The organism is Amycolatopsis sp. NPDC004625 (assembly GCF_040609695.1).
Taxonomy (GTDB): Bacteria; Actinomycetota; Actinomycetes; order Mycobacteriales; family Pseudonocardiaceae; genus Amycolatopsis.
Genome location: NZ_JBEXKX010000068.1, coordinates 1 through 13403, shown reverse-complemented (window position 1 = coordinate 13403; position 13403 = coordinate 1). Strand labels below are relative to the sequence as shown.

13 protein-coding genes are annotated in these 13403 nt (G+C 72.6%); 3 read left to right on the top strand and 10 right to left on the bottom strand.

Going from position 1 to position 13403, the window contains the following annotated elements:
• Nucleotides 1–68: 68 nt before the first annotated feature.
• The 6 genes from hisG to metH form a co-directional block, all read right to left on the bottom strand.
• Nucleotides 69–914, bottom strand: a complete 846-nt coding sequence (gene hisG / locus ABZW17_RS42190) for an ATP phosphoribosyltransferase (RefSeq protein ID WP_354827171.1) — start codon at nucleotides 912–914, stop codon at nucleotides 69–71.
• Nucleotides 915–949: 35 nt separating this feature from the next.
• Complete coding sequence (locus ABZW17_RS42185; protein ID WP_043784093.1) at nucleotides 950–1213, bottom strand: phosphoribosyl-ATP diphosphatase; 264 nt, start codon at nucleotides 1211–1213, stop codon at nucleotides 950–952.
• Nucleotides 1214–1315: 102 nt separating this feature from the next.
• Nucleotides 1316–1801, bottom strand: a complete 486-nt coding sequence (locus ABZW17_RS42180) for a methylated-DNA--[protein]-cysteine S-methyltransferase (protein ID WP_354827168.1) — start codon at nucleotides 1799–1801, stop codon at nucleotides 1316–1318.
• Nucleotides 1802–1821: 20 nt separating this feature from the next.
• The gene (locus ABZW17_RS42175) at nucleotides 1822–3294 is read right to left on the bottom strand and encodes an AlkA N-terminal domain-containing protein (RefSeq protein ID WP_354827165.1); all 1473 of its coding nucleotides are present in this window, start codon (nucleotides 3292–3294) and stop codon (nucleotides 1822–1824) included.
• A gap of 58 nt (nucleotides 3295–3352) precedes the next feature.
• Entirely contained in the window at nucleotides 3353–4015 is a 663-nt protein-coding gene (locus ABZW17_RS42170) for an HAD family hydrolase (RefSeq protein WP_354827163.1), read from the bottom strand.
• Between the two features lie 12 nt (nucleotides 4016–4027).
• On the bottom strand, nucleotides 4028–7579 hold the full coding sequence (gene metH, locus ABZW17_RS42165; protein ID WP_354827160.1) for a methionine synthase: 3552 nt from the start codon (nucleotides 7577–7579) through the stop codon (nucleotides 4028–4030).
• A 38-nt stretch (nucleotides 7580–7617) separates the two neighbouring features.
• On the opposite strand from metH, the gene ABZW17_RS42160 reads away from it, so the two are divergent.
• Nucleotides 7618–8523, top strand: a complete 906-nt coding sequence (locus ABZW17_RS42160) for a PAC2 family protein (protein WP_354827157.1) — start codon at nucleotides 7618–7620, stop codon at nucleotides 8521–8523.
• 4 nt (nucleotides 8524–8527) lie between these two features.
• Here ABZW17_RS42160 and ABZW17_RS42155 read toward each other — a convergent pair whose 3' ends face one another.
• Nucleotides 8528–9430, bottom strand: coding sequence for a phosphotriesterase (locus tag ABZW17_RS42155; protein ID WP_354827155.1), 903 nt, complete (start codon nucleotides 9428–9430; stop codon nucleotides 8528–8530).
• Nucleotides 9431–9468: 38 nt separating this feature from the next.
• On the opposite strand from ABZW17_RS42155, the gene ABZW17_RS42150 reads away from it, so the two are divergent.
• Entirely contained in the window at nucleotides 9469–10014 is a 546-nt protein-coding gene (locus tag ABZW17_RS42150) for a CGNR zinc finger domain-containing protein (RefSeq protein WP_354827152.1), read from the top strand.
• On the opposite strand, the gene ABZW17_RS42145 is transcribed toward ABZW17_RS42150, so the two are convergent.
• From ABZW17_RS42145 to ABZW17_RS42135, 3 genes are all read right to left on the bottom strand, one after another.
• Nucleotides 10009–10842 carry a metallophosphoesterase gene (locus ABZW17_RS42145; RefSeq protein ID WP_354827150.1) on the bottom strand — a complete coding sequence of 278 codons (834 nt, stop codon included), beginning with the start codon at nucleotides 10840–10842 and terminating at the stop codon, nucleotides 10009–10011. The genes ABZW17_RS42150 and ABZW17_RS42145 overlap by 6 nt on opposite strands.
• Before the next feature lie 102 nt (nucleotides 10843–10944).
• Nucleotides 10945–12183 (bottom strand): MFS transporter, encoded by a 1239-nt coding sequence (locus ABZW17_RS42140; protein ID WP_354827148.1) that lies wholly within the window; start codon nucleotides 12181–12183, stop codon nucleotides 10945–10947.
• The gene (locus ABZW17_RS42135; RefSeq protein WP_354827145.1) at nucleotides 12180–12767 is read right to left on the bottom strand and encodes a helix-turn-helix domain-containing protein; all 588 of its coding nucleotides are present in this window, start codon (nucleotides 12765–12767) and stop codon (nucleotides 12180–12182) included. The genes ABZW17_RS42140 and ABZW17_RS42135 overlap by 4 nt, the downstream gene beginning before the upstream one ends.
• A 146-nt stretch (nucleotides 12768–12913) precedes the next feature.
• Between ABZW17_RS42135 and ABZW17_RS42130 the strand changes: the two genes are divergently transcribed.
• Nucleotides 12914–13390, top strand: a complete 477-nt coding sequence (locus ABZW17_RS42130) for a MarR family transcriptional regulator (protein WP_354827142.1) — start codon at nucleotides 12914–12916, stop codon at nucleotides 13388–13390.
• Nucleotides 13391–13403 lie beyond the last annotated feature (13 nt).

Genomic DNA, 13403 nt, shown 5'->3' with positions numbered 1-13403 from the left:
GCCGCAGATTGTCTTGTGTCACAAACTTTGTTCTAACACTGTTTCTCACTCACGACTAGCCCGGTGGGTCAGAGGCGGCAGGAGCGGATGTCGGACGCCAGGATCGCCTTCGCGCCGACTTCGGCCAGCTCGTCCATGATGAGGTTGACCTTCTTGCGCGACACCATCGCGCGCACGGCCACCCAGTCCTCGTCGGCCAGCGGCGCGACCGTCGGCGACTCCAGGCCCGGCGTGATCGCGATCGCGCGCTCCACCAGGGAACGCGGGCAGTCGTAGTCCAGCATCATGTACTGCTGCGCGAACACGACCCCGCGCAGGCGCGCGGCCAGCTGGCTCTTCGCCTTGCTCTCCTCGGTGCCCCGGCGCTGCAGCAGCACGGCTTCCGACACGCAGATCGGGTCGCCGAAGGCCACCAGGTTGTTCTGCCGCAGCGACCGGCCCGACTCGACGACGTCCGCGATCGCGTCCGCCACGCCGAGCTGGATCGAGATCTCCACCGCGCCGTCGAGCCGGATCACCTCGGCCTCGACGCCGTGGCGGGCGAGGTCGTCGCGGACCAGCCGCGGGTACGACGTCGCCAGCCGCTTGCCGTGCAGGTCCGCCGGCTTCCAGTCCCGGCCGGCCGGGGCGGCGTAGCGGAACGTCGAACCGCCGAAACCGAGGGCCTGGATCTCCTCGACCGGGGCGCCGGAGTCGAGCGCGAGGTCGCGTCCGGTGATGCCGAGGTCGAGCTCGCCGGAGCCGACGTAGATCGCGATGTCCTTGGGCCGCAGGAAGAAGAACTCGACCTCGTTGACGTGGTCGAGCACGGTCAGGTCGCGCTGCTCATGCCGCTTGCGGTAGCCCGCCTCGCCGAGCATCTCCGTCGCCGCGGCGGCGAGGGCTCCCTTGTTCGGCACGGCAACACGCAGCATTTCGCTTCTCTCCTCGTTCAGCGGTGGACCACCCGTCACAGGTAGCGGTAGACGTCCTCGGTCGACAGCCCGCGGCCGAGCATCAGCACCTGCACCCGGTACAGCAGCTGGGAGATCTCCTCGGCGAGGCGCTCGTCGGACTCGTGCTCGGCGGCGATCCACACCTCACCGGCTTCCTCGAGCACCTTCTTGCCCTGGGCGTGCACCCCGGCGTCGAGGGCGGCGACGGTGCCGGACCCGTCCGGACGGGTACGCGCGCGCTCGGCAAGCTCCGCGAACAGCTCATCGAAGGTCTTCACGGTCCGGAATCCTTCCATCCCCGGCCCGGAACCGCCGCCCCGCCCCGCCGCGGATGCCGCCCATCTCACACGCCCGTGGACCCGGCTCCCACAGGATGGGAATCAGAAGAGCGCGCCCTGCTCGAAGTCGAGCAGGTATCGCTTGCGCTCGAGGCCGCCGCCGTAGCCGGTGAGCGAGCCGGTCGAGCCGACCACCCGGTGGCACGGGACGATGATGCCGATCGGGTTCTTCCCGTTGGCCAGGCCCACCGCCCGCGACGCCGCGGGCTTGCCGAGCCGGTCGGCCAGCTGCCCGTAGGAGATCGTCGTGCCGTACGGGATCTTCCGCAGCTCGGCCCAGACCAGCTGCTGGAACGGCGTCCCGGCGAAGGCCAGCGGCACCTCGAAGTCCTGGCGCTGCCCGGCGAAGTACTCCTTCAGCTCGGTTTCGACGCGGTCGAAAAGGGCCGCGCCGGGGTCGTGGGTGCCGAAGGTCAGCTCGTCCGGGCGGTGGCGCTGGTCGACCATGTAGAGGCCGCGCAGCGCGCCGCCCTCGGCGACCAGCGTCAACGGGCCGCACGGGCTGTCGACGACGGCGTGGGTGCGCATGGGTCCTTCTCCTGTCGGGTTCATGCCGCGGGCATCCGGTTGATCGCGTGGTCTCCGGTGGCCCACAGGTGCTGGGTGGCGTAGGCGCGCCAAGGGCGCCACGCGGCGGAGCGGGCGACGACGGCCGCCTGGCCGCCGAGGCCGAGGGTCTCCGCCGCGTACTTGATGCCGAGGTCGGTGGGGAGGAACGCGTCCGGGTCACCCAGCGCGCGCATCGCGATGCTCTCGACCGTCCACGGCCCGAAGCCGGGCAACGCGGTCAGGGCCGCGCGGGTCGCCTCCCAGTCGCTGCCCGCGCCGAGGTCGAGGCCGTCGGTCAACGCCGAGACCAGCGTCAGCAGTGTGCGACGGCAGGTGCGGGGCATGGCCAGGGTCTCGGGATCCAGCGAAGCCAGCGCGTCCGGTGACGGGAACAGGTGGGTCAGACCGCCTTCGGGGTCGTCGACCGGCTCACCGTGCGCGACGACGAGCCGGGCGGCGTGGGTCCGCGCCGCCGCCGTCGAGACCTGCTGGCCCAGCACGGCCCGGACGGCGAACTCGGCGCCGTCGACCGTGCGCGGGACCCGGCGGCCCGGTGCGGCCGCGACGAGCGGGGCGAGCAGCGGGTCGGTGGCGAGCTGGTCGTCGACGGCGACCGGGTCGGCGTCGAGGTCCAGCAGGCGGCGGCAGCGGCTGGTCGCGGCGGGCAGGTCCCGGAGGTCGGCCAGGGTGAGCCGGCAGGCGATGTACCCGGCAGCGGGGTCTCCGGGGCGCAGCGCGACGACGCCGTGGCCGTGCGGCAGCCGCAGCGTCCGGCGGTAGGCGCCGTCCCGCCACTCCTCCACACCCGGCACGCCGGTCGCGACGAGGTGGCCGAAGAGGTTGTCCGGGCACAGCGGCTTCCGGTAGGGCAGCCGCAGGACGAGCGCGCCGGCCGCCGCGGTGGGCCGGCCCTTCGCGCGCTGCCGAAGTTCGGTTGGCGAAAGGGCGAACACCTCGCGGACGGTGTCGTTGAACGTCCGGATGCTGCCGAACCCGGCGGCCAGGGCCAGCTCGGTCATCGGCAGCGTGGTCGTCTCGATGAGGGTGCGCGCGGTCTGCGCGCGCTGGGCACGGGCCAGGGCCAGCGGACCCGCGCCGAGTTCGGCGAAGACCTGGCGCTCGACCTGCCGGACGCTGTAGCCGAGCCGGGCGGCGAGGCCGCGGACGCCTTCGGTGTCGACGACGCCGTCGGCGATCAGCCGCATCGCCCGCGCGACGAGGTCCGCGCGCTCGTTCCACAGCGGCGAGCCCGGGCTGGCGTCGGGACGGCAGCGCTTGCACGCGCGGAACCCGGCCTGCTGGGCGGCCGCGGCGCTCGGGTAGAAGCTCATATTCTGCCGCTTGGGCGGCACGACCGGGCAGCTGGGCCGGCAGTAGATCCGGGTCGTCAGGACCGCGCAGTAGAACCACCCGTCGAACCGGGCGTCCTTCGCCTGCACGACCCGTACGCACCGCTCGAAGTCCTCATGCACCACGCCAGCATCGCGGACGGCGGCGGCCCGGGCTAGCGGAAAAGCGACATGGTCGTGGTCAGCCGAGCAGGGCCGCCAGCGCCGGCACGTCGATGCCTGCCAGCGAATCGCGGAACACCCGCCGCTCCCCCGCCGCGACCTCGACGTCGTTGGGGATGACCAGCACCGTGCAGCCCGCCGCGACCGCGGACGCCGTGCCCGGCGGCGAATCCTCGACCGCCACGCACCGCTCCGGCGCAACACCCAGCAGCTCCGCCGCCTTGAGGTACGGGCGCGGGTGCGGCTTGTTCAGACCTTCGACCTCGTCGCCGCACACGGTGACGTCGAAGAAGTCCCGGCCGATCGTGTTCAGCGCGAGTTCGGTCAGGACGCGTTCGGTGGAGGTGACCAGCGCCGAGCGCAGACCCGCTTCCCGCACCGCCGTCAACGCCTCGCGGGCGCCGGGGCGCCACGGCAGCTCGTCGTCGAACAACCCGGCCGTGCGGCGGCGGATCTCCTCCCCCGTCGAAGCGACCGCCTCGGGATTGACCGGCAGGCCGACCACTTCGAGGAGGTACGCCGAGGTGTCGTCCATGTTGGACCCGACGAGCGTCATCCGCTGATCCTCGGAAAGCTTGCCGCCCAGCCATTCCGCGGTCTCGTAGAGAGCGACGTCCCACAGCTTCTCGGAATCGACGAGGGTGCCGTCCATGTCCCACAACACGGCGCCGATACCGTCCACAGTGGATTCTCCTCAGGTGTTGAAGTACTTGGCTTCCGGGTGGTGGCAGACGATCGCGTCGGTCGACTGCTCGGGGTGCAGCTGGTACTCCTCGGACAGCTTGACGCCGATCCGGCCCGGTTCGAGGAGGGCGACGATCTTCGCCCGGTCTTCGAGGTCGGGACAGGCGCCATAGCCCAGGGAGAACCGGGCTCCACGGTAGCCGAGCTTGAAGAAGTCCTCGACGTCGTCGGGGTCCTCTGAGGCGACCGCCACACCGCCGGGGAAGGTCAGCTCGCCCCGGATGCGGCAGTGCCAGTACTCGGCCAGCGCCTCGGTGAGCTGGACGCCGAGGCCGTGCACCTCGAGGTAGTCGCGGTAGGCGTCGGCGGCGAACAGCTCGTTCGCGTAGTCGGCGATCGGCTGGCCCATGGTGACGACGGTGAAGGGCACCACGTCGACTTCCCCGGAGTCGCGCGGCCGGTAGAAGTCGGCCAGGCACAGCCGCCGGTCGCGGCGCTGCCGTGGGAAGGTGAAGCGCACCCGCTCCGGCGCGTCCGGTTCGGGTTCGGTGAGCACGACGAGGTCGTCGCCCTCGGCGACGCACGGGAAGTAGCCGTAGACGACGGCCGCGTGGGCCAGGACGCCGTCGGCGGTCAGCCGGTCGAGCCAGTACCGCAGCCGCGGCCGGCCTTCGGATTCGACGAGTTCGCCGTACGTCGGCCCGGTGCCGCCGCGGGCGCCCTTGAGGCCCCACTGCCCCATGAAGGTCGCGCGCTCGTCGAGCATGGCGGCGTAGTCGGCGAGCGCGACGCCCTTGACCACCCGCGAACCCCAGAACGGCGGGACCGGCAGCGGGACGTCGGTGGCGACGTCCGAGCGCGCGGGCGGCGGTCCTTCGGGGGCCGCCGTCTCGGCACGGGCTTTCCGCGCCTCGGCGATCCGCAGCGAGCGTTCGCGGCGTTCCTTACGCTCCTGGCGCTTCTGCTCCGCGTCGGCGTCCACCAGCGGCGATTCCCCCCGCTTGGCCGCCATGATCGCGTCCATCAGCCGCAGGCCCTCGAACGCGTCCCGCGCGTAGCGGACGTCGCCGAGGTACAGCTCGGTGAGGTCGTTCTCCACGTAGGACCGGGTGAGCGCGGCGCCGCCGAGCAGCACCGGCCAGCGCGCGGAAACGCCCCGGGAGTTCATCTCCTGGAGGTTCTCCTTCATGATCACCGTGGACTTGACCAGCAGCCCGGACATGCCGATCGCGTCGGCGCCGTGCTCGTCGGCCGCGTCGAGGATGGTCGTGATCGGCTGCTTGATGCCGAGGTTGACCACCTCGTAGCCGTTGTTGGACAGGATGATGTCGACGAGGTTCTTGCCGATGTCGTGGACGTCGCCGCGCACGGTGGCCAGCACGATCCGGCCCTTGCCCGCGTCGTCACCCTTCTCCATGTGCGGTTCGAGGTGGGCGACGGCCGCCTTCATCACCTCGGCGGACTGCAGCACGAACGGCAGCTGCATCTGCCCGGAGCCGAACAGCTCGCCGACGGTCTTCATGCCGGACAGCAGCGTGTCGTTGATGATCTGCAACGCGGGCCGCTGCTCCAGGGCCGCGTCGAGGTCGCCGGTGAGGCCGTTGCGTTCGCCGTCGACGATCCGGCGTTCGAGGCGCTCGAACAGCGGCAACGCGGCCAGTTCCTCGGCCCGCGACGCCTTCGACGACGCCGCGCTGACGCCCTCGAACAGGGCCATCAGCTCCTGCAGCGGGTCGTAGCCTTCGCGGCGGCGGTCGTACACGAGGTCCAGGGCGACCGCGCGCCGGTCGTCCGGGATCCGCGCCATCGGCAGGATCTTCGACGCGTGCACGATCGCCGTGTCGAGCCCGGCCTGGACGCACTCGTGCAGGAACACCGAGTTGAGCACCTGCCGCGCGGCCGGGTTGAGGCCGAAGGAGATGTTCGACAGGCCGAGGGTGGTCTGCACCTCGGGGTGCCGGCGTTTGATCTCGCGGATGGCCTCGATCGTCTCGACGCCGTCGCGGCGGGACTCCTCCTGGCCGGTGGCGATGGTGAAGGTCAGCGCGTCGACGATGACGTCGGAGGTGCGCAGCCCCCACTTGCCGGTGATGTCCTCGATGAGCCGGGTCGCGATGTCGGCCTTCTTCCGCGCGGTCCGCGCCTGGCCTTCTTCGTCGATGGTCAGCGCGACGACGGCGGCGCCGTACTCGCTGACCAGGTCCATGACCTGGGTGAAGCGGGATTCCGGGCCGTCGCCGTCCTCGTAGTTGACGGAGTTGACCGCGCAGCGGCCGCCGAGGCGCTGCAGGCCCGCGCGGAGCACCGGGACCTCGGTGGAGTCGAGCATGATCGGCAGCGTCGAGGCGGTGGCCAGGCGCCCGGCCAGCTCGGCCATGTCCGCGGTGCCGTCGCGGCCGACGTAGTCGACGCACAGGTCGAGCAGGTGGGCGCCGTCGCGGGTCTGCTCGCGGGCGATCTCGACACAGTCGTCCCAGCGGCCTTCGAGCATCGCGGTGCGGAACGCCTTCGAGCCGTTGGCGTTGGTCCGCTCGCCGATCATCAGCACGCTGGCGTCCTGCCTGAACGGCACGGCCTGGTAGAGCGACGACACGCCGGGTTCGGGCCGCGGCCGCCGGGCCACCGGCGGGGTGTCCGCCACGGCCGCGGCGAGCTGCCGGATGTGCTCGTCGGTGGTGCCGCAGCAGCCGCCGACCAGACCCACGCCGAACTCGCGGACGAACCCGGTCAGGGCCTCGACCAGGGCTTCCGGGCCGAGCGGGTAGACGGCGCCGTCCGGGCCGAGCTCCGGCAGGCCGGCGTTCGGCATCACCGACAGCGGCACCCGGGCGTGCTTGGCCAGCTGCCGCAGGTGCTCGCTCATCTCGGCCGGGCCGGTGGCGCAGTTGAGCCCGATGACGTCGATGCCGAGCGGCTCCAGCGCGGCCAGCGCGGCGCCGACCTCGGTACCCAGAAGCATGGTGCCGGTCGTTTCGACGGTGATCGAAGCGAGGATCGGGACGCGCCGGCCCTCGGCGGCCATCGCCCGCTTCGCGCCGATGATCGACGCCTTGGTCTGCAGGATGTCCTGGGTGGTCTCGACGATCACCGCGTCGGCGCCGCCGGCCAAGAGGCCGCGGACCTCCTCGCGGTAGGCGTCACGCAGCGTGGTGAACGGCGCGTGGCCGAGCGTCGGGAGTTTCGTGCCCGGGCCGACCGAACCGAGCACGAACCGCGGCCGGTCCGGCGTCGCGAACTCGTCGGCGGCCTCGCGGGCCAGCCGCGCGCCGGCCTCGGCCAGCTCGAAGATCCGCTCGGTGATGTCGTACTCGGCGAAGTTGGCGAAATTGGCCCCGAAAGTGTTGGTCTCGACGGCGTCCGCGCCCGCCTCCAGGTACCCGCGGTGCACCGAGCGGACCACGTCGGGCCGGGTGACGTTGAGGATCTCGTTGCACCCTTCGAGACCCGCGAAGTCGTCCAGGCTGAGGTCGTGGGCCTGCAGGGCGGTGCCCATCGCCCCGTCGGCCACCAGGACGCGTGACCGCAGGGCGAGCAGGAACGGTGACGACAGGCGGTCGGACATGCTGAACAGCGTAAGGCCGGTGGTCGTAGGCTGGTCCGGTGAGTGAGCCCGTCGACGAGACCCCGCGGCCGCCCGGCGACCGCCCCGAACCCACCCGGCCCCTGATGGTCGTCGCCTTCGAAGGCTGGAACGACGCCGGCGACGCGGCCAGCCGGGCGGTCGAGCACCTGCAGCTGAACTGGGACGCCACACCGCTGGCCGAACTGGAGCCCGACGACTACTACGACTTCCAGGTCAGCCGCCCGACCGTCCGGATGGTGGACGGCGTCACTCGCCGGGTGGACTGGCCGACCACGACGCTGTCGGTGTGCCGGCCGGACGGGTTCGACCGGGACGTCGTGCTCGTGCAGGGCCCCGAGCCGAACATGCGCTGGCGCGCCTTCTGCGCCGAGCTGCTGGACCACATCAAGCAGCTGGACGTCGCGACCGTGGTGACGCTGGGTGCGCTGCTCGCCGACACCGCCCACACCCGGCCGGTCCCGGTCACCGGGACGGCGTACGACAAGGACACCGCTTCGCTCTACGGGCTCGACCTGAACAACTACCAGGGCCCGACCGGCATCGTCGGGATCCTGCAGGACTACTGCGTGCAGGCGGGCATCCCGGCCGTCTCGATCTGGGCCGCGGTGCCGCACTACGTGTCGCACCCGCCGTCCCCGAAGGCGACGCTGGCGCTGCTGCACAAGCTGGAGGACATCCTCGACGTCGAGATCCCGCTGGGCGCGCTGCCGGAGCAGGCCGAGGAGTGGCAGCGCACGGTCACCGAGATGGCCGACGAGGACGAGGAGATCAGCGAGTACGTCCGCAGCCTCGAGGAGCGCGGGGACGCCCAGAGCGAGGTCGCGGAACAGGACGTCAGCGGCGACAAGATCGCCGCGGAGTTCGAGCGCTACCTGCGCCGGCGCGGCCGCGGCGGCGGGCAGGAAGGCTTCGGCCTGCGCTGAGCCGTCACCCGAGCCAGCTGGTGGCGAACGCCCGCGCGGGGTTCGCCACCAGCATCGCGGTGACGACGTCGCCGCCGAGCCGCTCGGTCAGCCGGGGCGCCAGCGTCGTGAGCAGGTAGGACGCGCCCGGCTGGTGCCGGGCGGCGGCGGTCGTCGTGTCGCCGCCGAGCAGGATCTGCCCGCCGTGCCCGGCCTCGACGAGCGCTTCGAGGCCGTCGAAGAGCCGCCCGTCGGTGGCGTGGTTGGCCCGTGACGGGCCGTCGAAGCCGAGGAACACGCCGGTCTCGGCGATCTCCCGCTGCAACGGCGGGTCCGGGTTCCGGTTCAAGTGCCCGAGAATCACCTTGCCGGGTGAAATCTCCAGCGTTTCGCAGAGCAGGGCGACCGTCTCCAGCGCGGCCGTGCCGAGTTCGAGGTGCACGGCGATCGGCGCGCCGGTCTCCTGGTGGGCCACCGCGGCGGCGGTCATCGTCAGCCGGGCGTGCGCGTCGATCGTGTGGAAGGCACCGGCGACCTTGATCAGCCCGGCGCGCGGTGCGGTGTCCCCGGTCAGGTCCTCGACGAAGACGCCGGCCAGGTCGTCGACGACCCCGCTCAGTGCGGCCCCCGCGTAGTGCTCGGCGCGGTGCAGGCCGGTGGCGCCCACCAGGTGCACGCCCGTCTCCCGCGAAAGCCGGGCGAGGTCCGGCATCCGGCGGCCGAGGCCGTGCGGCGTCCACTGGACGAGGGCCGCGCCGCCCGCCGCCTTGAAGTGGAGCAGTTGCTCCATGGCGGCTTCCGGGTCGTCCAGTTCCTGACCGGGCAGCAGCTTCGAGGCGAAGAAGAGGTGGTCGTGCGCGTCCGTCACGCCGAGTTCGGCCGGGTCGATGTCGCCCAGCACCGTGCGGACCTTGGGTTCCCCAGTCACGAGGCCGAGTGTAACGTCTCAACCGTTACGATGGCGAGGTGTCCGAAGACTTCCGCCTCGACATGGGCGCCCCCTGGTTGAACCTGCTCGCCACCCGCGGCCGCCACTTCGGGGCCCAGCCGGTCGAGCGGCTGCCGACCGTGGACCGGCTGCGCGAGTGGCTGGCCGCCGCCGAGCTGACCCCGCTGGCCCCGGTCACGGACAGCGACCTCGACCGGGCCCGCGAGCTCCGCGAGACACTGCGGCCGCTGGCGCTGGGCGCGGTCGACGCCCGCGCGCCGACGGCGGAGCAGGTCCGGGCCCTGATGCAGGCACTCGCCCCGGAGCCGGTGCACCTGGCGGCGCTGGAGAGGCTGCACCGGAGTGCCCCGCCGACTGCCGCGGCCGCCTTCGCCCGGCTGGCACACCAGGCCGCCGACTGGCTCACCGGGCCGCTGCGGCACGACCTGCGGGCCTGCCCGGAACAGGACTGCCGGGGTGTCTTCGCCGACCCGGGCGGGCGACGGCGGTGGTGCCCGTCCCCCGCCTGCGCCAGCCGCGGCCGCGTCCGCGCGCTCAGGGAGCGGCGGCGCGAGCGATCATGAGGGCCACAGGATGCGGCGCATCGGCACCGCGCCGCGCGCCCGCTTCCGCCATTCGCGCGGGTAGCCCAGCGAGACCTCCTCGAACCGGACGCCGTCGGCCTCCGTGCTGCGCGGGATGTGCAGGTGGCCGTACACGGCGATCTCCGCGCGGTAGCGGACGTGCCAGTCCTCGGTCTTCGTCGTGCCGCACCACAGCGCGAACTCCGGCCAGTACAGCGGCGCCGTCGGGTGGCGGTGCAGGGGCCAGTGGGACATCAGGATCGTGCCGTGGTCCGCGGGGATCGCGTCGAGGCGTTCGGTGCTGAGCTTCAGGCGGTCCTCGCACCACGCCTGGCGGCTCGGGTACGGGTCCGGGTACAGGAAGTACTCGTCCGTGCAGACCACGCCGGCCTCGCGGGCCTGGCGCAGGGCCTCCTCCAGGGACTTGCCCTCCGCCTCCGGCGTCCGCCAGCTGTAGTCGTAGAGCAGGAACAGCGGCGCGATCGTCAGCGGCCGCGAACCGTACCGCCAGACCGGGAACTCGTCCTCGGGCGTCAGCACGTCGATCTCGCGGCACTGTTCGACGAGGTACTCGTACCGGGCCTGGCCGCGCAGCTGGCACTCGTCGTTCTTCGTCGTCCACAGCTCGTGGTTGCCCGGCACCCACACGACCTTCGCGAACCGGCTGCGCAGGGTTTTCAGCGTCCCGATCGTCGCTTCGGCCAGCTCGGCGACGTCGCCGGCGACGAGCAGCCAGTCTTCGGGGGTTTCCGGCACGACCGAGTCGAGGATCGGGCCGTTGCCCTCGTGGGTCACGTGAAGGTCGCTGGTGGCGAAGAGGTGCGGCACCCCTCCACCGTAACCACCGCGGCCGGGGAAGCTACGCGAAACCTGCGGATCCCTTCCCGACGGGGCCGGTATCCCCTCGAACGACCCCCGGGCCGTGGCGAGCTACGGCTTCGCCGACGAGGCCACCCGGTACCGCCGCACCGGCTGCCGGGTCCACCCCCGGCGCGGCAGCAGCACCAGCGCGCCGCCGAGGACGTAGACAGCCGCCTGGACGTCCAGCAGCACGGCGGGCCCGGTCGCCGCGACGAGCGTGCCGGCCAGCAGGGCGCCCGCGGTGGTGAAGGTGGCGACCACGGCGAACGTCGTGCTCAGCACCCGCCCGGCCCGTTCGGGCGCGACCGCGCTCTGGATCTCCGACAGCACCCCGGCGCCGACGGCCACGCCGGGCGCCCCGACCACGACGAACAGCCCGACGTACACGCCCAACGCCGTCGTGACCGGCGAAAGGTTCCAGATCACCGCGGACACCAGGCCCAGCGCGAGCGAACCCCAGCCGAGCAGTGCGGCCGGCGCCACCCGCCGCGCGACGGTGGCCAGGGCGAACCCGGCGGCCAGCCCGCCGAGCGCCTGCACCCCGCGCAGCAGGCCGGCGTCGGCTTCGCTGCCGCCGAGCACGTCCAGGACGTAGACCACGAACAGCACCAGGAACATCCCCTGCGCCAGCGACGTGCACACCAGCGCGGCCCCGGTGCGCCGGAGCCGCCGGTTGCGGGTCAGCTCGCGCAGGCCGTCGAGCCAGGCCCGCACCACCGGCTCGCGCGCGGACGCCGTCACCGGCGCGGCGACCCGGCGGAACGGCTTGGCCAGCAGGGCCGCGGCGACCACGAGGACGGCCAGGTAGCCGGTGATCACGTCGGCGAGCCCGCCGAAGCCCAGCAGCGCCCCGCCCGCCCAGCCGCCGGCCAGCCGGGCGACACTGCCGTTGACGCTCATCAGCCCGTTCGCCGCGGTGACCTCCGCGACGCCGACGAGTTCCGGCACGAGCGCGTTGCGCGCGGGTTCGAACACCGACGCCAACGCCGCCTGGGCGGCCATCACCGCGTACACGAGCGCGACGCCGGGCTCGGCCAGCAGCGGAAGGGCCACGACGGCGAGCCCGCAGCACACGCCGAACAGCACCGCACGGCGGTTCCAGCGGTCGGCGACGACGCCGGCGACCGGGCTCAGCAGCACGGCGGGCAGCAGGCCGAGGACGATGCTCAGGGCCGTCGTCGCGGCGGAGCCGGTGCGCTGGAAGACGTAGACCGGCAACGCCACCTGCAGCATCCACTCGGCCGTCTCGCCGAAGAACGCGGCGACCCACAGCCGCGTGAACGCGGGCACCCCCAGCAGCTGTTTCATTCCTCCGCCTTCCCCGAGTGCTCGATGCGCGGGAACGCCCGCAGGCCGACGTGCACCGGGCGCGCGCCGGCCGGGGCGTCGGTGCGGATGGCGCCGACGTAGGGCCGGACCAGCGCATCGATCGCCTCGGCCAGCCGGGTCAGCTCCGCCGGCGTGACGCGCAGCGCGTAGGTGGTCAGCCCGGCCGCGGCGCGCCAGGCCGGGTCGAGGTCGTCGAGGGAATCCAGGTAACGCTGGGTCAGCTCCTGTTCGTGGGTCAGCTGCGCGCCGACCACGCCCAGCTGCGCCGCCCGGTGCGCCGGGTCCTCGGCCAGCTCCCCCAGCTCCAGGCCGACCTGCCGGGCGCGCCACGGCCGTTCGCGGCCGTCCTCGGCCTCGGCCCGCTCGACCAGGCCGTACTGGGCGAGCTGCCGCAGGTGCCAGCTGCAGTTGGACGCGGTCGAGCCGACCGCCTCGGCGCACTCGCTCGCGGTGCGCGGGCCGACCGAGGTCAGGTGGTTCAGCAGCGCCGACCGCAGGGGGTGCGCCAGCGCGCGCAGCAGCTCGACGTCTTCGATCCGCTTGCGCGGCGGCAGCGCGGCCATCGGTCGTCCAATCTGAAAGAGTCATTTCGAAAGTCTTCTTTCATAGTTGGTCCCGCCTGCGGGTTTGTCAACCGGCTTCGCTATCGTTCGCGCAGCAGTGACTGCACCGGGCAGTGACTGCGTCGTCACCCGACCTTGGATGGACGTTGCCCGACCAGCGCGAACTCGCCACCGCCGCCGCCCTCGCCCTCCCCCGCTTCGTCGGGTCGACCGCCCTGTTCCACGCGGCGGTCGCCGAGCGGATGGGCGTCACCCCGACCGAGCTGCACTGCCTGCACCTGCTCCACGGCGGCGTCAGCGATTCGCCGTCCGAGCTCGCGCGGCTGCTCGGCATGAGCACGGGCGCCTTCACCCGGCTGCTCGACCGGATGGCGCGGCACCGCCTGGCCGAGCGCGCCCCGGATCCCGCCGACCGCCGCCGGCTCGTCGTCCGGCCGCTGCCCGACCGGATGGCCGAGCTCGCCGAGCTCTACGCGCCGATGGCCCGGTTCGTCGGCGAGCGCCTGGCCCGGTTCGACCGCCGCCAGCTGACCGCCCTGCTGGAGTTCCTGACCGACGGCAGCTCGGCGGCCGACCGGTCGGCCGCCGAGCTGCCGGTTGTGTCCCAGGGCATATCCCGGTGACTAACAGTACTGG